Genomic DNA, 17,589 nt, shown 5'->3' with positions numbered 1-17,589 from the left:
TCGGGGCGAATCCCAGCGATACGTTCAGTCTCGGCGTCGTAGTCGGCTATGTCTGCTCGGTCGGGCACCAGAACAGGTTGCGGCCCTCCAGCACCGCGGTCCGGATCTCGGTCCCACAGGTGCGGCACGGCTCCCCCGCGCGGCGGTAGACATAAGTCCGCGGCCGGCCGGGCCGGTAGGACGGCAGGCCGTGATCGTCCTCGGGACGGATCGTGATGATCTTGCCGCGCCGGAAGCCGACCTTCATCAGCTCGACCAGATCCGTCCACATCGCATCGAACTCGGACCCGTCGATGCGGGCGCCGGCCCGGTACGGATCGACGCGGTGCCGGTACAGCAACTCGTTGCGGTACACGTTGCCGACGCCGGCGAGCACCGTCTGGTCCATCAGCAATGCACCGATCGCTCTGCGCGACTTGCGGATTCGCGCCCAGGCCAGGGAGCCGTCGGCGTCGCGGCGCAGCGGGTCGGGCCCGAGGCGGGCGATGATGTCGTCGATCTCGGGCTCGTCGATGACCTCGCAGACCGTCGGGCCACGCAGGTCGGTGCCGTACTCGGCGCCGATCATCCGCATCCGCACTTGGCCGACGGGCATCGGCATCGGGACCGGTGTCTCGGCGAAGGTGCCGTACAACCCGAGGTGCACGTGCACGACCCGGCCACCGTCATAGTGGTGGAACAGGTGCTTACCCCACGCGGTGGCCTTCTTGAGCACGCGGCCGTCGACGGCGGCGGCGCCGTCGAGGAAACGGCCCTGCGGGCTGGAGACCAGCACCGGGGCGCGGCCGAAGCGTCGTTGGTGCAGCCGCGCCAACCGGTGCAGCGTGTGGCCTTCCGGCATGGCTAGGCGCCGGGCACGGCCGGTGCGACGTGGGTGCGCTCGTACTCGGCGAGGATGTCGATGCGGCGTTGATGGCGTTGGGCTTTCGACCACGGCGTGCTCAGGAAGGCGTCGACGATCGCCAGCGCCTCGGCCTCGGTGTGCATGCGCCCGCCGATGCCGATCAGTTGCGCGTTGTTGTGTTCGCGTGCCAGCTGCGCGGTCTCCACGCTCCAAGCCAGTGCGCACCGGGCGCCGGGCACCTTGTTGGCCGCGATCTGCTCGCCGTTGCCCGACCCGCCCAGCACGATCCCCAGGCTGCCGGGGTCGGCCACCGTCTTCTCTGCAGCGGCGATGCAGAACGCCGGGTAGTCGTCGTCGGGGTCGTTGGCGAACGCACCGCAGTCGACGGGCTGGTGCCCGCTGCTGCGCAGGTGCTCGATGATGGCCTGCTTGAGGTCGAAGCCCGCGTGGTCGGCTCCCAGGTAGACGCGCATGGCGGTCATTGTGGCAGAGCGCGACGGTCTGCCACGGCCGGCCTCAGCCGAACACGACCGCGGGCGGTCAATCGAATTGAGGCGCCTCGGTGCGGGTGCGCTTGAGCTCCCAGAAGTGTGGATAGGACGCGAAGGTGACCGACGCGTCCCACAGCTTGCCCGCCTCTTCACCGCGCGGGATCTTCGACAGCACCGGCCCGAAGAACGCGACGCCGTTGACATGGACGGTCGGCGTGCCGACGTCCTCACCGACGGCGTCCATGCCGTCGTGGTGACTACTGCGCAGCGCCTCGTCGTACTTGTCGGTGGTGGCCGCCTCGGCCAGTTCGGCGGGCAGCCCCACCTCGGCCAGCGACTCCCTGATGACCGTGTCGAAGTCCTCAACACCCTGGTTGTGGATGCGGGTGCCCATCGCGGTGTAGAGCGGAGCGAGGATCTCAGCGCCCTTGGCCTGCTCGGCGGCGATCGCCACGCGCACCGGGCCCCAGGCCCTCGCCATCATCTCCTGATACTGCTCGGGCAGGTCGCGGCCCTCGTTCAGCACGGCCAGGCTCATCACGTGGAAGTTGACCTCGATGTCGCGGACCTTCTCCACTTCGAGGATCCACCGGGAGGTGATCCAGCACCACGGGCACAGCGGGTCGAACCAGAAATCGGCGACGGACTTCTCGGGCATGGGGGTCTCCTCGAGGGCGTGTGGTCAGACGTCGATCACGACAACCGCGGCTACTCCGTCGGTGTTCCCGCCGATACCGCCGCTGAGCGGGTTAGTCGAATAAGAAACGCCTAAGTGTGCGAACAGTGACCGAACTGTGTTTCACCTGTGACCAGAGTGGTAGATCGTTACCAAAGTGAATAGACACCTTGATCTTCCGTTCCGTGTGCTGACGGCGGTGGCCGGCCTGACGGCTGTCGCGGCTGCGGTCGCGGCGCCGGCGCAGGCCGACCCGATAGACGACGCCTTCCTGGCCGCGGTGACCGATGCCGGGATCGGGTTGGCGAACCCGGTCGACACCGTGCGCCTCGGCGAGTCGGTGTGCCCGATGCTCGTCGAACCCGGCAGGTCGTTCGCCCGGGTGTACACACAGGTGGCCGACAGCGGGATCCCGCCGGAGGTGGCGGCGTTCTTCACCGGCATCGCCATCTCGGTGTACTGCCCACAGATGATCGCGTCGGTGGGCGACGGCACGATGCTGGACTGGCTGCCCGCGGCGCGGGCCATCCCGGGCCTATAGCCCCCGCGGGCGATAGGTTGGGTGCGTGGCACTTCCCAACCTCACCCGTGACCAGGCCGTCGAACGGGCCGCGCTCGTCACCGTCGACAGCTACCGCATCGCCCTGGACCTCACCGACGGTGCAGGCCGGCCCGGCGAGCGGACGTTCCGGTCCGTCACCACCGTCGAGTTCGACGCCCTCGCCGGGGCCGACACCTACATCGACATCGCGGCCGAAACAGTCCACAGCGCCACCCTCAACGGCCATGCCCTCGACGTTTCCGGCTACGACGAGTCCACCGGCATCGCGCTGACCGGACTGTCGGGGCACAACATCGTCGTCGTGGAGGCCGACTGCCGCTATTCCAACACCGGCGAGGGCCTGCACCGCTTCGTGGATCCCGTCGACGGCGAGGTGTATCTGTACTCGCAATTCGAAACCGCCGACGCCAAGCGGATGTTCGCGTGCTTCGACCAACCCGACCTCAAGGCCGCGTTCGACATCACCGTCACCGCGCCGTCGCACTGGGAGGTGGTGTCCAACGGTGCAACGGTCGACGTGTCCGACGAGGGTCGGGCCAAGCGCCACACCTTCGCGGCCACGCCGCGCATGAGCACCTACCTGGTGGCGCTGATCGCCGGCCCGTACGCACGCTGGGACGACGTCTACAGCGATGACCACGGCGACATCCCGCTCGGCCTGTTCTGCCGCAAGTCGCTGGCGGAGTTCATGGACGCGGCGCGGCTTTTCACCGAGACGAAACAGGGATTCGGATTCTACCACAACAACTTCGGCGTGCCGTACGCGTTCGGAAAGTACGACCAGCTGTTCGTCCCGGAGTTCAACGCCGGAGCGATGGAGAACGCGGGCGCCGTGACGTTCCTCGAAGACTACGTCTTCCGCAGCAAGGTCACCCGTGCGTCGTACGAGCGTCGCGCTGAGACGGTGCTGCACGAGATGGCGCACATGTGGTTCGGTGACCTGGTCACCATGGCCTGGTGGGACGACTTGTGGCTCAACGAGTCCTTCGCCACCTTCGCCTCGGTGCTGTGCCAGGCCGAGGCGACCGAGTACAGCGAAGCGTGGACGACGTTCGCCAACGTCGAGAAGTCGTGGGCCTACCGGCAGGATCAGTTACCGTCGACGCACCCGGTGGCCGCCGACATCCCCGACCTGGACGCCGTCGAGGTGAACTTCGACGGGATCACCTACGCCAAGGGCGCTTCGGTGCTCAAGCAACTGGTCGCCTACGTCGGGCTCGAGGAGTTCCTGTCCGGGCTGCGGGACTACTTCCGCGACCATGCCTTCGCCAACGCCACGTTCGGAGATCTGCTGGGCGCGCTGGAGAAAGCGTCGGGCCGCGACCTGTCCGGCTGGGGCAGGCAGTGGCTCAAGACCACCGGGCTGAACACGCTGCGACCGGAGTTCGATCTCGACGCCGACGGCCGGTTCACCCGGTTCGCGATCCGCCAGAGCGGCGCTGCGCCCGGCGCAGGCGAGACACGGGTGCACCGACTGGCGGTCGGTGTCTACGACGACGACGGCGGCAAGTTGGTGCGGGTCCACCGAGAGGAGCTCGACGTCGAGGGAGACGTCACCGAAGTGCCCGCGCTGCACGGGGTTTCCCGCGGAAAGCTCATCCTGGTCAATGACGACGACCTGACATACTGTTCGCTGCGGCTGGATCCGGAGTCGCTGCAGACATTGTTGACCCGCGTCGCCGACATCGCTGAGCCGCTGCCCCGCACGCTGGCCTGGTCCGCGGCGTGGGAGATGACCCGCGAGGCCGAGTTGAAGGCCCGTGACTTCGTTTCGCTGGTATCGGCCGGCGTGCACGGTGAAACCGAGGTCGGAGTGCTGCAGCGACTGCTGTTGCAGGCGCAGACCGCGTTGACGTCATACGCCGATCCGGGGTGGGCCGACGCCGAGGGCTGGCCCGCGTTCACCGACCGGTTGTTGGAGTTGGCGCGCGGCGCCGACAGCGGCTCGGATCATCAGCTGGCCTACGTCAACGCGCTGTGCGGATCGGTGTTGGCGGGTAGGCACACCGACGTCTTGGGGGGTCTGCTCGACGGCGATCCCGGCGCCCAGGGATTGGCGGGACTGGTGGTCGACACCGACCTGCGGTGGCGCATCGTGACCGCGCTGGCCGCCTCGGGTGTCGTCGACGCCGACGGCATCCCGACGCCGTTCATAGACGCCGAGGCACAGCGCGATCCGACCGCTGCGGGCCGCCGCCACGCGGCGGCGGCGGCGGCTGCCCGGCCGCAGCCGGCGGTCAAAGACGCGGCCTGGCAACAGGTCATCGAGGACGACACGCTGGCCAACATCACCGCGCGGTCGATCATCGGCGGGTTCGTGCGACCGGGGCAGCGAGAGCTGCTCCAACCGTTCCGGGACGCCTACTTCACGGCGATCTCCGGTGTGTGGCAACGACGGTCCAGCGAGGTCGCGCAGACCGTGGTGATCGGCCTGTACCCGGCATGGGACATCAGCCAGGCGGGTCTGGATTCCGCCGACGCGTTTCTCGCCGACCCGGACGTGCCGCCGCCGCTGCGCCGCCTGGTGCTCGAGGGCCGCGCCGGGGTCGAACGTGCCCTGCGCGCCCGCACCTTCGACGTCTCGTAATCAGCGCGAACGTGCGTGTCTGTTCTCGACACGCCGCTCGGTAGCAGCAGTTTGTGCACGCTCGCGCGGCATGCTCGTGGCGTGGCGGTCAGCAGGACACGTCGGGCCAGGGCTGCCCGCAGACGCAAGCGTCGGCTCGACGCCGTCGACAACGACCTGACCGCCGTCGAGTGGGAGACCATCAAGGCGGCATGGAACGGCTGCGCCTACTGCGGCGCGACGGACCGGCCGCTGCAACGCGACTGCGTCATGGCGATAAGTCGTGGCGGACGCTACACCGTCGACAACGTCGTGCCGGCCTGCGCTTCCTGCAACACCAGCAAGTGCAACGACGAGGTGACCGGCTGGATGCGTCGCAAGCGCCTCGACGAGCGGCGGTTTCTCGAACGCTATGTCGAGATCCGCGCCGGCCTAGGGCCGTGAGACGCCTGCGCTCAGCACCCGGATGGCGCTGATCAATCCGTCCATCAGGTTGCCGTCCTTGAACGACGCGGCGGCCGCCGAGACGCCCAACGGCGCGGACTCCTCGATGCCGCGGCCCTTGACGTCCACGCCGTAGACCACCTCGATCGCACGCTGGTCGGGCGAAACCGCCAGCAGCACGGCGTTGTTCGGCGTGGGCACCTGCGCCAGGGTCTGGCGCGCGGTCGCGGCGGTGTCCGCGCCGAGGTCACCGATGTATACGGCGAAGCGGGCCTTGGCCGCCCGCGAGCCGTACTTCAACGCGTCGTCGAGGAATACGAGGTCCTTGACCGGGAACGGATAGTCGACCGACAGCGTGCCGGGCTCGGTGACACCCGACACGCGGCCACTCGACGTGACGACGAAGCCCCGCGGAAGGTCGGCGCGCTCGACCGCGGCCCGGTGGCCGGTTACTGCGACTTCACCACTTGCCACTGGCGCCGCCTCCAATCGTTACCGGGTGCGAGCCGTGCTCGCCCACGTTGCCGGTGCCGGCCGCGGAGTCGGCCGCATAGCTGTGTCCGGTGGCGTGTTCCTCGCCGGGTTCGTCGGCGGCCCACAGGATCGGGGCGTGCTTCCAGGGGTCGGAGATCTTGTAGGTCGCCGGGTGCGAGCCCTTGCTGCGCCAGATCAGCGCGACGAGCACGAGCGTCAATCCCAGCGGCACCAGAATCAATAGCGCATGTGTCAGTGCGGTGCTCACGAAAGAAAACCGTATACCAGGGCCGGTCAGGCCGCGCCTTCACCCAGGTATCGCACCCACGCCGGGTCCAGTTCCTTCACACTCGACAACAGCCGCCAATGCTGACCCTTCGGCGGGACCGGCACCGTACGCAGCGTCCAGCCCAGTTCCCCGAGCAGCCGGTCAGCCTTGCGGTGGTTGCACCCCGAACAGGCCGCGACGCAGTTCTCCCACGAGTGGTCACCCCCGCGACTGCGCGGCACCACATGGTCGACGGTGTCGGCCTTGGCGCCGCAGTACGCGCAGCGGAACCGGTCGCGGTGCATCAGCGCCGCCCTGGTCATCGGGATCCGGGCGCGGTAAGGCACCCGGACGTAGGTGCGCAACCGGATCACCGTCGGCACGACGATTGAGCGGGTCGCCGAGTGGATCACCGGGCCACCGGGATCTTCGTGCACGACGTCGGCTTTTCCGCACATCAGCATGATGACCGCCCGCCGCATGGGCAGAGCGGTCAACGGTTCATAGGTGGAGTTCAGCAGCAGCACGCGCCGACGGCCCCAGAATGAGCCGTCGTTGGTACTCGGCGGATGGGTCTCGACGCTGTGCAGGACGCGAGTGTGCGCACTCGGTACAACCGGCCCGGACCGGGCGGCCGATGCACCGTGGTTGAAGTGGCCGGCCCTCTTGGACGGGCCTTTCTTGCGATGCGCCATACGTCCTCCGCACGACAGTTCACCATGAATTTTCGTCAACCGCACGACAATTCTCAGCGTGTTCGCAGGTCAGTCCGGTGAACTCCGGGTGACCTGCCCGGCTGACCTGGCCAATCCAGCGACAAGCAACAATGGTGACGTGACACAGCCACAGCGGTCGTTCTACGACGAAGTCGGTGGCCACGAGACGTTTCGCGCGATCGTGTCGCGGTTCTACGAACTGGTGCGCGATGACGAGATCCTGCGTCCGCTCTACCCCGACGAAGACCTCGATGCCGCGGAGGTGCGACTGCTCATGTTCCTCGAGCAGTACTGGGGCGGCCCGCGTACCTACTCCGATCAGCGCGGCCACCCGCGGCTACGGATGCGACACGCCCCGTTCCGCATCGGCTACCTCGAGCGCGACGCGTGGCTGCGCTGCATGCACACTGCGGTGGCGGAGATAGACTCGAACACGCTCGACGACGAGCACCGCAGAGAACTGTTGGCCTACCTGGAGATGGCCGCGCATTCGATGGTGAACTCGCCCTTCTGATGACTCCACCCGATTCCGCACCATGGTGGTCCAGTGCGCTGTTCTACCAGGTGTATCCCCGGTCGTTCCGCGACAGCGACGGCGACGGCGTCGGCGACCTCGACGGCGTGACCGCGCGCCTGGATCACCTCAGGGATCTCGGCGTCGACGCGATCTGGCTGAATCCCGTGATGGTGTCGCCGATGGCCGACAACGGTTATGACGTGGCCGACCCGCGCGACGTCGACCCGTTGTTCGGTGGCATGGCGGCGCTGGACCGGTTGACCGAGGCCGCGCACCGGTTGGGCATGAAGGTGACGATGGATCTGGTGCCCAACCACACCAGTTCGGCCCACCCCTGGTTCCAGGCGGCGTTGGCATCGAGTCCCGGCAGCGATCAACGCGAGCGCTACATCTTCCGCGACGGCACCGGACCCGACGGCATCCATCCGCCCAACAATTGGGTGTCGATCTTCGGCGGACCGGCGTGGACGAGGATCGTCGAGGCCGACGGCCACCCAGGCCAGTGGTACCTGCATCTGTTCGACGCCGAGCAACCCGACCTCAACTGGGACAACCCCGAGGTGTTCGACGACCTGGAGGAGACCCTGCGGTTCTGGCTCGACCGCGGCATCGACGGGTTCCGCATCGATGTCGCGCACGGCATGGTCAAGCCGCCCGGACTGCCCGACATGAATATCGTCCAGCGCGAAATGCTGTTGTCGGAGTCGGACGAGGACCCGCGGTTCAACAACGACGGTGTCCACGAGCTTCATCGCCGCATCCGCCGGGTGTTCGACGACTATCCCGACTCGGTGGCAATCGGCGAGGTGTGGGTCTACGACAACGAGCAGTTCTCCCGCTACGTGCGCCCCGACGAGCTGCATCTCGGTTTCAACTTCCGGCTGTTGCGCGCTCCCTACGACGCCTCCGAGATCCACCACGCGATCGACAACTCCCTGCGCGCAGCGCACCTCGTCGACGCCGTGCCGACGTGGACGCTGGCCAACCACGACGTCGACCGCGTGCCGACACGCTACGGCGGCGGCGCGGTCGGTCTGGCCCGCGCCCGGGCGATGGCCCTGGTGATGCTGGCGCTGCCCGGGGCGGTGTTCATCTACAACGGTGAGGAGCTCGGGCTGCCGAACGTCGAGCTGCCCGACGAGGCGCTGCGCGATCCGGTGTGGGAACGCTCCGGGCGCACCCGACGCGGGCGCGACGCCAGCCGGATACCGATGCCCTGGGAGGGCGAGACGCCACCGTTCGGCTTCTCCGTCAATCGTCGAACCTGGTTGCCGATGCCGCCGCAGTGGGCGCAGTTGACGGTCGAGAATCAGCGCGCGGATCCCGGGTCGACCCTTTCGTTCTTCCGGCGGGCCATCGAGCTGCGCCGCAGCCGAGTCGAGTTCGACGGCTCGACGGTGGAGTGGCTGGACTCCCCCGTCGACAGCCTGGTGTTTCATCGCAGCGGCGGGCTGGTGTGCGTGTTGAACGCCGGAGCCGAGCCGATACCACTGCCGGAGGGTGAGGTGCTGTTCACCAGCGGCCCGTCGGTCGACGGCGCACTGCCGCCCGACACCGCCGCCTGGCTGATTTAGCCCCCCGCGACCGCGGGAAAGTGTCAGCGCAGCACCACCGCGGGGGCGCCGCGCCGGCGGTACACCGAACCGAAGCGGGCGTCGACGCGCAGCCACGCCGGCACCACGCGCACCCGCACGATCTCGTCGTCGGCCACCGCGTCACCCGATGCCGGCAGGAAACCCATTGCCGTCAAGGCGAACACGCATCGCATGGGGATGCCGACACTGTCGTCACCGGAACTGACCGCGACGACTTCGGAGTCCAGCAGCGACGCGGGCGGTCCGTGACTGCTGGAGTGTTGCCTGGCCAGCACGGCACCACGATCGGCAAGGTCGAGCAAGACGCGGGCGGGCACGTCGTCGAGGTGCACGAAGCCGGACTCCGGCGGCAGCGCGCCGCGCCACGCCGAATCCATCGTGAATCCCGGCTCGACGCGCCCGGCGCCGTCCATCGCCGCCAATCCCGCCGCCAGCGCATCCGCCCCGGCGGTCAGGTCGGGCGGGTTGACCCGCCCGCCGATCACCCGACTGGCCAACACGTCGAATCCCGTTGCCACCCATGCGCTTATAACCCTGCCCGGTCGCTGACGCAGCCGGATGACCGCGGCGTCGTCGAGGCGCAACGCACGCTCGGTGAACGTCGCGAGGTCGTCGCGGTGGGCGGCATCAGTGAGCCAGACGCCGCGCTCGGACTGCGTCATCGCGCCCAGCGCAGCAGATACTCACGCTGTTGCTCGGAAAGCCGCTGCAGCCGTCGCTCCTTGATGTGCACGGCAGCCAACTGCGTCTCGGCGATCACCGACGGCCGCGAGTCCGGCTCGCGCCGGACCGAACGCACCTCGTAGCCGATCGTGAAGTCGACGGCGCGCACCCGCTTGGACCACATGGTCACCTGCAACGGCGAATCACGCAGTCGCAATTGACCTTTGTACAGGATATTGACTTCGTGGATCAGCAGACCGATCTCCTCGATCACCGACTCGAACGGCTCCCGCAGGAACGGGATGCGAGCCTCCTCGAGAATCGTCACCATGGTGGCGTGATTGATGTGCTGGTACATGTCGATGTCGGACCATCGGACATGCACCGGAGCAACAAAGCCGTTCGTCCCGCCCCTGCTCACCGCGAGCTTCCCGTCCCACTCGTTCGCGTCATGCTGCGGATCTGGCGAGCCGCCACCGACAAGGTGGCCAGGTCATGCTCGCCACTCTCGTAGATGTCGCTGAGAGTGCGGCGTGCGCGGCCCACCCGCGAGCTGTTGGTCGTCTCCCACTCGGAGATCTTCTCCTCACCGGATTCCTCCGGTTCACCGACGGCCAGCACATCGAAGCACAACGCCCGCAGCGATCCATAGATGTCGTCGCGAATCGCCAACCGCGCCAGCGAATGCCAGCGGTCATCACGCTCGAGCCGGGACACCGCGGTCAGCAGGTTGTCGGTGTTGAGATAGTCCATCAACGCGAAGTAGGTGTCGGCAACCTCGGCCGGTTCCCGGTCGACGATGTCGGCGATGTCGATGACGTCGAGCAGGCTGAACTGGTACAGCCCCGTCGCCAGCGTGTACGCCAGGTCCTCCGGCGCGCCGTGGGAGGTGAACTCGCGGACCTCTTTGGCGACGATCGCCTCGTCGTCACCGCGCAGCCACTCCGACATACGCGGTGTCAGGTCGGCGACTTTGGCAGCGAACCGGTTCGTTTCGGCCCCCACCGCCAGCGGCTGCGGTCGGTAGTTGAGCAGCCAGCGCCCGGCCCTGTCGACGAGCCTGCGCAGGTGCAACGTCATCCTGTCCGACGCCGCCACCGGCACTCCATGCTCGCTGGCGGCCCGGATCTGACGCCAGACGTCGTTGATCCGGAAGATCGCGTTGGTGGCGGCGTAGGTGCGGACCGCGTCGAGGGGTCCGACGCCGACGTCCTCGGTGATCCGGTAGGCGTAGGTGATGCCACTGGTGTCGACCACGTCGTTGACGAGCATGGTGGTGATGATCTCGCGACGCAGTTGGTGCGAACGGATGTCGCTGGCGAACTGCTCGCGCAACTTGACCGGGAAGTACCACGGCAACCGGGCGGCGAACGCCTCCTGATCGGGCAACTCGCTGGCCAGCACATCGTCCTTGAGCGCCAGTTTCACGTGCGCCATCAGTGTGGCGAGTTCCGGTGAGGTGAGCCCGATCCCGGTCTCAGTGCGGCGGCGGATCTCCTTCTCCGAGGGCAGCGCCTCGAGTTCTCTGTTCAGACCGCGATCGGCGGCGAAATCCCGGATCATCCGCGCGTGCACCGGCAGCAGGTTCGCGGCGTTGGCGCGGCTGGTGCCCATCAGGTCGTTCTGGTCCTCGTTGTCCCCCAGCACCAGCGCTCCGACCTCGTCGGTCATCGACAGCAGCAGGTCGGTGCGTTCGCCCTCCTCCACTTTGCCGGCCGTGACCAGCGAGTCGATCAGGATCTTGATGTTGACCTCGTGGTCGGAGCAGTCCACGCCCGCCGAGTTGTCCAGTGCATCGGTGTTGATGCGGCCGCCGGCGAGGTCGAATTCGATGCGTCCGAGCGGGGTGACCCCGAGATTGCCACCCTCGCCGATCACCTTGGCGCGCAACTGGTTTCCGTTCACGCGCACCGGGTCGTTGGCACGGTCACCGACGTCGGAGTCCGATTCGGCCTCAGCTTTGATGTAGGTGCCGATGCCGCCGTTGAACAGCAGGTCGGCCGGAGCCTTGAGGATCGCCTTGATCAGGTTCGGCGGAGTCAGCTCCTCGACGCTGTCCTCGATGCCCAGGGCGGCGCGGGCCTGCTTGCTGATCCGTATCGACTTCTGCTGGCGGGTGTACACGCCGCCGCCCTCACTGATCAGCGAGGTGTCGTACTCTTCCCAGCTGGACCGCGGCTGGTCGAAGAGGCGCTTGCGTTCCTCCCACGATCTGGCCGCGTCGGGGTCGGGGTCGATGAAGATATGCCGGTGGTCGAACGCGGCGAGGAGGCGGATGTGCTTGGAGAGCAACATGCCGTTGCCGAACACGTCGCCGCTCATGTCACCGACGCCGACGACGGTGAAGTCCTCGGACTGGGTGTCGACGCCCATCTCGAGGAAGTGGCGCTTGACGGCCTCCCACGCGCCTCTGGCGGTGATCCCAATCGCCTTGTGGTCATAGCCCACCGAGCCGCCCGAGGCGAACGCGTCACCGAGCCAGAAGCCGTAGGACTTGGCGACCTCGTTGGCGATGTCGGAGAACGTGGCGGTGCCCTTGTCGGCGGCCACCACCAGATAGGCGTCGTCACCGTCGCGGCGCACCACATCCGGTGGCGCCACGATGTCGCCGGTGGCCTTGTCGACGTTGTCGGTGACGTCGAGCAGGCCGGCGATGAAAAGCTTGTAGCACGCCACTCCCTCGGCGCGCTGAGCGTCGCGGTCGGCGGCGGCGTCACCGGTGGGCGAAGGCGGTCGTTTGAGCACGAACCCGCCCTTGGCGCCGACGGGCACGATCACCGCGTTCTTGACCGCCTGCGCCTTGACCAGGCCGAGGATCTCGGTGCGGAAGTCCTCGCGCCGGTCCGACCAGCGCAGCCCGCCGCGCGCCACGTGACCGAAGCGCAGGTGCACGCCCTCCACGCGCGGCGAGTACACGAAGATCTCGAATTTCGGGCGCGGGAGCGGGAGTTCGTCGATCAGCCCGGGATTGAGCTTGAACGACAACACGTCCTGGTGCCGAGCCGACTCCTCGCGGGTGACGAAGTAGTTGGTGCGCAGCGTGGCCTGGATCATCGAGGCGAACGCCCGCAACACACGGTCGGTGTCGAGGCTCACCAGTGCGTCGATGTCGGCGCTGACCGCTGCAGCAGCGGCCTGCGCGTCGCGGCGTTTCGGGGTGTCCTGGCCCGGCTGCGCCGACGGGAAGAACAGCGACTCGAACAGCTCGACCAGTGAACGTGCCGTATTGGCGTTGTCGTTGACGACACCCTCGATGTGTGCCTGACTGTAAGGAAAACCCGCCTGCCGCAGGTACTTCGCGTAGCTGCGCAGGATGGCAACCTGCTGCCAGCTCAGCCCGGCGCGCAGCACCAGCTCGTTGAATCGGTCGATCTCCACCCGGCCCCGCCAGATCGCGGTGACGGCGTCGGCGAACCGGGCCGCCGTCGCATCGCGCTGGTCCTCGGGCACCGCCGCGATCGACTTGTGCGGTGAGATCTTGAACTGGTAGATGAACACCGGCAGCCCGTCGGGCCGAACGACCGTGAACGGCCGCTCCTCGAGCACCACCACACCCATCGACTGCAGGATCGGCAGCAGGTCGCTCAGCGAGGCCGACTGCCCGCCCAGATACAGAGTGAGCTCCGCGATGCCCTCGTCCTCGCTGTCGCTGAGGACAGGCTTGATCGAGTTGTCCTGCAGCTCTTCGATGATCGCGATGTCGCCGATCGCGTCGTCCGGCGTGACGGCCTGCTTGTAGGCCTCCGAGAACGCCGTCGAGTAGTGCTGCGCGGTGGGCTGATCGATCGAGCCTGTCCTGACGGCGCCCATGAGCCGGTCGCCCCACGTCCTGGCCGCTTCGGTGAGCAGGTCCTGGATCCGCGACTCGTTGTCGACCGAAGTGTCGATGTCGCGGGCGTTGACCCCTTCGGGCATGCGCACGGAGAAATGCACGACCGCCCAGGGCGATTCGCTGACCCGCGCGGTGTACTCGATGCTGACGCCACCGAGTTCGCGCACCAGGATGTCCTGCATCTGGAGTCGGACCGCGGTGGTGTAGCGGTCGCGGGGCAGGTAGACCAGACACGAGACGAAGTAGGCCAGGGAGTCGACGCGCAGGAACAGCAGGGTCCGCCTGCGCGAACCGAGATCGACGACCGCCCTGACCATGTCGAGCATCTCCGCTGCCGACAGCGCGAACAACTCCGACCGCGGAATGGTTTGGATGATGTCGAGCAGCAGCTGCCCGGGATGGCTCGGGTCTCGTTGCGACTGCGACAGCGCCTCGTTGACCCTGCGGGCGATCAGCGGTATCTCGAGCACATTGGCGTTCATCGCCGCGACGGTGAACAAGCCGACGAACCGGTGCTCGACCGCGGTGGATCCGTGGTTCTCGCGGACCACGACGATGTACGGATAGGCGCCGTAGCGCAGATAGCTCGGCAGGGTCGCCTGTGCCAGGGTGAGCAGCTCGCTGTTGCCGGTCAACTGGGGCAGCACGTCGTCGCGCAGCCGGAGCACGCCGAGCTTGCTCGCCGGATCCACCGACGAGCGCCCGTCACGGACCGGGCAGCGCTGATAGCCCAGCAGCACGAAGTGACCGTCGGCCAGCCAGCGCAGCAGCGCGGCGACGTCGTTGCGGTCACGACCGGGAAACCGGCCGCCCGCGTCGGTGTCAACGTCCTCGGCGAGCCCGCGCAGTGTCGACCACAGGGCCTTCGCGTCGAGGGACACCTGGCGCGCGTCGGCGAGCACCCTGGGCAGCATCTGGGCGACGTGTGCGATCGCGGCGGAGTCCACCGTGGCCGCCAACTGCACATGCACCCACGACTCGGTCGGTGCGCCGGCGGCATCGCCGGCCTCGGCGACGGGGACGATGTCGAGCAGCTCATCCGCAGCTCCGCGGTGGACGCGGAACACCGGGTTCATCACCGCGGTGTAGGCGACGCCGAACCGGTGCAGCAGCACGGTGACCGAATCCATCATCATCGCGGTGTAGTCGGTGACGATCTGCAGCGCCGGCCCGAACCCGGCCGGGTCGTCGGCCGGATACACCGCGACACGTGTCTCGCCGACCGCGCGGAGATGGCCGAGCCGGCGGTGCGCCGCGACCAACTCGGCTGTCACCATCCGGTGGGCGGTCATGTCGACCGGTGAGGTCACCGCGGACTCGTCCGCGGGCGCATCGGCGTGCGGTCCACGGTATGTCGCGAGATAGGCGCGCCCCAGCCGTGACATGAGCTCCGCGTCGGTGGTCACCGGACCCGGCGCCCCGGCCACGCCGGCCCCGGCGCCGAGTGGTCCCCCGGCGGCTCCCGGATTCACCGACATGCGACGCTCCTGCCTTCGTCTCGCGTATCCACCGTCCGGGACGTCGCCGCTCTCGCGGCTCCGGTGCCCCGCGAGACGACACTAATCGTCCCCCAGTCGTCCCCCAAGCCCTTCGGGCCGGGGGCGGCCCCAGCGCTCCTACCCCGCCGGATCAGTCGCGTGTGAGCTTGCGGTGGGTGACGCGGTGCGGACGCGCGGCCTCAGCGCCGAGTCGTTCGACCTTGTTCTCCTCGTATGCACCGAAGTTGCCCTCGAACCAGAACCACTTGGCCTCGTTCGTCTCGTCGCCCTCCCACGCCAGGATGTGGGTGCAGGTGCGGTCGAGGAACCAGCGGTCGTGGGAGATCACCACCGCGCAGCCGGGGAAGTTCTCGAGCGCGTTCTCCAGCGACGACAGCGTCTCCACGTCGAGGTCGTTGGTCGGCTCGTCGAGCAGGATCAGGTTGCCCCCCTCTTTGAGCGTCAGCGCCAGGTTGAGCCGGTTGCGCTCACCTCCGGAGAGCACGCCCGCCGGCTTCTGCTGGTCGGGACCCTTGAAGCCGAACGCCGAGACATACGCCCGCGACGGGATCTCGTTCTGCCCGACCTCGATGTAGTCGAGCCCGTCGGAGACCACCTCCCACACCGTCTTCTTCGGGTCGATGCCGGCCCGGGACTGGTCGACGTAGCTCAGCTTGACGGTTTCGCCGACCTTGACCGTGCCGCTGTCGGGTTGCTCCAGGCCGACGATGGTCTTGAACAACGTCGTCTTGCCGACGCCGTTGGGGCCGATGACGCCGACGATGCCGTTGCGCGGCAGCGTGAACGACAGGTCCTTGATCAGGGTGCGGCCGTTGAAGCCCTTGTCGAGGTGGTCGACCTCGACGACCACGTTGCCCAGCCGCGGCCCGGTGGGGATCTGAATCTCCTCGAAGTCGAGCTTGCGCGTCTTCTCCGCTTCGGCCGCCATTTCCTCGTAGCGCTGCAGCCGGGCCTTGCTCTTGGCCTGGCGGGCCTTGGCGCCCGAGCGGACCCATGCCAGCTCGTCCTGCAGTCGTTTCTGCAGTTTGGCGTCCTTGCGCCCCTGCACCGCGACGCGCTCGGCCTTCTTCTCCAGATAGGTCGAGTAATTGCCCTCGTACGGGTAGGCGCGGCCGCGGTCGAGCTCGAGGATCCACTCGGCGACGTTGTCCAGGAAGTACCGGTCGTGGGTCACGGCCAGGATCGCACCCTTGTACTCGGCGAGGTGCTGCTCGAGCCACTGCACGCTCTCGGCGTCGAGGTGGTTGGTCGGCTCGTCGAGCAACAGCAGGTCCGGCTTGGACAGCAGCAGCTTGCACAGCGCCACCCGGCGGCGCTCACCGCCCGACAGATGGGTCACCGGCTCCTCGGGCGGCGGACAACGCAACGCGTCCATCGCCTGCTCGAGCTGGCTGTCGATGTCCCACGCGTCGGCGGCGTCGAGCTCCTCCTGGAGCTTGCCCATCTCCTCCATCAGCTCGTCGGAGTAGTCGGTGGCCATCAGTTCAGCCACCTCGTTGTAGCGGTTGAGCTTGGCCTTGACGGCCACGCCCTCCTCGACGTTCTCGCGCACGGTCTTGGTTTCGTCGAGCGCCGGCTCCTGTTGCAGGATGCCCACCGTCGCGCCGGGCTGAAGGAACGCGTCACCGTTGTTCGGCTGATCGAGTCCGGCCATGATCCGCAAGACGCTCGACTTGCCGGCCCCGTTGGGACCGACGACGCCGATCTTCGCGCCCGGAAGGAAGTTGAGGCTGACGTCGTCGAGGATCACCTTGTCGCCGTGCGCCTTGCGGACCTTCCGCATCGAATAGATGAATTCGGCCATGCCGTGGGGTGCCTTTCGAAATCGGGAGTATCCGGGTATTGCCCGCGGACCATCGTAGGCGTGGCCACCTCGGCGCAGCCGAGAGCGTTACCGAAGTGGCTGCGCCGTCGTTGTCGCCCGCTACGCCGTCAAGCTCAGCGCCTCGCCGGCCTGGTCCGCATCGTCGTCGTCGCCGGCGTCCTCGATCGGGTCGTTCTGATTCGACGACCGCTGGTCGGCCTGCTGCTTACCCCGGTCGATGCGCGCAGCGCAGCGCGCCAGATCGGGGCCGACGGACGTGGCGCGCACCTCGACCGACGAGCGGCGGTTGCCGTCGCGGTCGTCGTACTCACTGGTGTAGACGTGCCCGACCACTATCACCGGATCGCCCTTGACCAGAGCCGCACTGGCGCCGGCGACCACCCGCCCCCAGCAGTTGACCGTGACGAACAACGAGTTACCCGGCTCCCATGTTCCCTCGGCGGTGCGCTTGCGCGAGTTGCTCGCGACGCGGAACCTGACCATCTCCTGGTCGCCGACCCGGCGGTGGATCGGATCGTTGACGATGTTGCCGACGATGGTGAACGGTGTCTCGAACATGCTGATCTCCTTGACTTGATTCCTTGCGACGTCCGGGCGTCCCGGCGCGTCGTGACACC

At 67.7% G+C, this 17,589-nt stretch carries 16 protein-coding genes; 5 read left to right on the top strand and 11 right to left on the bottom strand.

Annotated elements, in window-relative coordinates:
• Positions 1-46 precede the first annotated feature (46 nt).
• From K3G64_RS17025 to K3G64_RS17015, 3 genes are all read right to left on the bottom strand, one after another.
• Positions 47-841 (bottom strand): Fpg/Nei family DNA glycosylase, encoded by a 795-nt coding sequence (locus K3G64_RS17025; RefSeq protein ID WP_238885986.1) that lies wholly within the window; start codon positions 839-841, stop codon positions 47-49.
• 2 nt (positions 842-843) lie between these two features.
• On the bottom strand, positions 844-1,317 hold the full coding sequence (locus K3G64_RS17020; protein ID WP_238885984.1) for a ribose-5-phosphate isomerase: 474 nt from the start codon (positions 1,315-1,317) through the stop codon (positions 844-846).
• A gap of 67 nt (positions 1,318-1,384) precedes the next feature.
• Entirely contained in the window at positions 1,385-1,993 is a 609-nt protein-coding gene (locus K3G64_RS17015) for an Rv2466c family mycothiol-dependent reductase (RefSeq protein WP_238885982.1), read from the bottom strand.
• 175 nt (positions 1,994-2,168) lie between these two features.
• Between K3G64_RS17015 and K3G64_RS17010 the strand changes: the two genes are divergently transcribed.
• The 3 genes from K3G64_RS17010 to K3G64_RS17000 all read left to right on the top strand — a co-directional run bounded on the left by K3G64_RS17010 (position 2,169) and on the right by K3G64_RS17000 (position 5,583).
• On the top strand, positions 2,169-2,552 hold the full coding sequence (locus K3G64_RS17010; RefSeq protein ID WP_238885980.1) for a DUF732 domain-containing protein: 384 nt from the start codon (positions 2,169-2,171) through the stop codon (positions 2,550-2,552).
• Positions 2,553-2,577: 25 nt separating this feature from the next.
• Positions 2,578-5,160 carry an aminopeptidase N gene (gene pepN, locus K3G64_RS17005; RefSeq protein WP_238885978.1) on the top strand — a complete coding sequence of 861 codons (2,583 nt, stop codon included), beginning with the start codon at positions 2,578-2,580 and terminating at the stop codon, positions 5,158-5,160.
• 81 nt (positions 5,161-5,241) lie between these two features.
• Positions 5,242-5,583 carry an HNH endonuclease gene (locus tag K3G64_RS17000; protein WP_238885976.1) on the top strand — a complete coding sequence of 114 codons (342 nt, stop codon included), beginning with the start codon at positions 5,242-5,244 and terminating at the stop codon, positions 5,581-5,583.
• On the opposite strand, the gene K3G64_RS16995 is transcribed toward K3G64_RS17000, so the two are convergent.
• Genes K3G64_RS16995 through K3G64_RS16985 form a run of 3 tightly spaced genes read right to left on the bottom strand, consistent with a single transcriptional unit; the run spans position 5,572 to position 7,020 of the window.
• Positions 5,572-6,057 (bottom strand): DUF5130 domain-containing protein, encoded by a 486-nt coding sequence (locus K3G64_RS16995; protein ID WP_238885974.1) that lies wholly within the window; start codon positions 6,055-6,057, stop codon positions 5,572-5,574. The two genes, K3G64_RS17000 and K3G64_RS16995, sit on opposite strands and share 12 nt — an antisense overlap.
• Positions 6,044-6,325: an aa3-type cytochrome oxidase subunit CtaJ gene (gene ctaJ / locus K3G64_RS16990; protein WP_238885972.1), complete on the bottom strand. Its 282-nt coding sequence runs from the start codon at positions 6,323-6,325 to the stop codon at positions 6,044-6,046. Before ctaJ ends, K3G64_RS16995 begins: the two co-directional genes overlap by 14 nt.
• A gap of 26 nt (positions 6,326-6,351) precedes the next feature.
• Positions 6,352-7,020, bottom strand: coding sequence for an HNH endonuclease (locus K3G64_RS16985; protein WP_238885971.1), 669 nt, complete (start codon positions 7,018-7,020; stop codon positions 6,352-6,354).
• A gap of 139 nt (positions 7,021-7,159) precedes the next feature.
• Between K3G64_RS16985 and K3G64_RS16980 the strand changes: the two genes are divergently transcribed.
• Together K3G64_RS16980 and K3G64_RS16975 are read left to right on the top strand one after the other, a co-directional pair.
• Positions 7,160-7,555 carry a globin gene (locus K3G64_RS16980; protein WP_238885970.1) on the top strand — a complete coding sequence of 132 codons (396 nt, stop codon included), beginning with the start codon at positions 7,160-7,162 and terminating at the stop codon, positions 7,553-7,555.
• Positions 7,555-9,132, top strand: a complete 1,578-nt coding sequence (locus K3G64_RS16975) for a glycoside hydrolase family 13 protein (protein WP_238885969.1) — start codon at positions 7,555-7,557, stop codon at positions 9,130-9,132. The genes K3G64_RS16980 and K3G64_RS16975 overlap by 1 nt, the downstream gene beginning before the upstream one ends.
• 23 nt (positions 9,133-9,155) lie before the next feature.
• Here K3G64_RS16975 and K3G64_RS16970 read toward each other — a convergent pair whose 3' ends face one another.
• The 5 genes from K3G64_RS16970 to ssb form a co-directional block, all read right to left on the bottom strand.
• Entirely contained in the window at positions 9,156-9,815 is a 660-nt protein-coding gene (locus tag K3G64_RS16970; protein WP_238885968.1) for a hypothetical protein, read from the bottom strand.
• A complete protein-coding gene (locus K3G64_RS16965) occupies positions 9,812-10,174 on the bottom strand; it encodes an acyl-CoA thioesterase (protein WP_370647221.1) in 363 nt (120 codons plus the stop codon). The genes K3G64_RS16970 and K3G64_RS16965 overlap by 4 nt, the downstream gene beginning before the upstream one ends.
• Before the next feature lie 59 nt (positions 10,175-10,233).
• Positions 10,234-15,126, bottom strand: a complete 4,893-nt coding sequence (locus tag K3G64_RS16960; RefSeq protein ID WP_238885965.1) for an NAD-glutamate dehydrogenase — start codon at positions 15,124-15,126, stop codon at positions 10,234-10,236.
• Positions 15,127-15,277: 151 nt separating this feature from the next.
• The gene (ettA, locus tag K3G64_RS16955; RefSeq protein WP_238885963.1) at positions 15,278-16,951 is read right to left on the bottom strand and encodes an energy-dependent translational throttle protein EttA; all 1,674 of its coding nucleotides are present in this window, start codon (positions 16,949-16,951) and stop codon (positions 15,278-15,280) included.
• Positions 16,952-17,071: 120 nt separating this feature from the next.
• The gene (gene ssb, locus K3G64_RS16950) at positions 17,072-17,530 is read right to left on the bottom strand and encodes a single-stranded DNA-binding protein (RefSeq protein ID WP_238885962.1); all 459 of its coding nucleotides are present in this window, start codon (positions 17,528-17,530) and stop codon (positions 17,072-17,074) included.
• Positions 17,531-17,589 lie beyond the last annotated feature (59 nt).

Origin of the sequence: Mycobacterium sp. IDR2000157661, from assembly GCF_022317005.1 — a bacterium.
GTDB lineage: Bacteria > Actinomycetota > Actinomycetes > Mycobacteriales > Mycobacteriaceae > Mycobacterium.
The sequence above is the reverse complement of the archived record's forward strand: the minus strand, read 5'-3'. Positions and strand labels throughout refer to the sequence as shown.